Origin of the sequence: Shewanella litoralis (assembly GCF_009828585.1) — a bacterium.
Lineage (GTDB): Bacteria > Pseudomonadota > Gammaproteobacteria > Enterobacterales > Shewanellaceae > Shewanella > Shewanella litoralis.
Map to the genome: position 1 here is coordinate 1 of NZ_WSRZ01000093.1, position 464 is coordinate 464.

The following is a 464-nucleotide window of genomic DNA, read 5'->3' on the forward strand; positions in this document are numbered from 1 at the left end:
TTTCCGAGGTCGAATTGGGAAAGGAAGTTGACTACCTTCTCCGCAACAAGTGGATTCCCTGTGTTGAATTCGAGTTGGAGAACGGGTTTGTGCACCGTGAGCACGGTAACACCCCCGGATACTACGATGGAAGGTACTGGACAATGTGGAAGCTTCCCTTGTTCGGATGCACTGACTCAGCACAAGTGTTGAAGGAAGTTGCCGAGTGCAAGAAGGAGTACCCTGAAGCCTTCATCAGGATCATCGGATTCGACAACACCCGTCAAGTGCAGTGCATCAGTTTCATTGCCTACAAGCCCCCTCGCTTCACCGATGCTTAATCTCTCTTTGCTTTGTTTCTTGTAAAACATATCAAAAACTTTATCTCATCCCCTCCTCCACCTTTGATTTTATATCAATTTCTGCTTTTTCCTTTTTCTTTTTTTATCTAAAGTTTTAATTTCCGGATTTAACGTTTGTTTTCC

Annotated in this window: 1 protein-coding gene; it reads left to right on the forward strand. The window is 44.2% G+C overall.

The annotated features are described in order from the left end of the window. Positions 1-320: RuBisCO small subunit-like domain-containing protein (locus GQA99_RS20250; protein WP_160057014.1), on the forward strand; the 320-nt coding region annotated here is incomplete at its 5' end. Between the last annotated feature and the right edge of the window lie 144 nt (positions 321-464).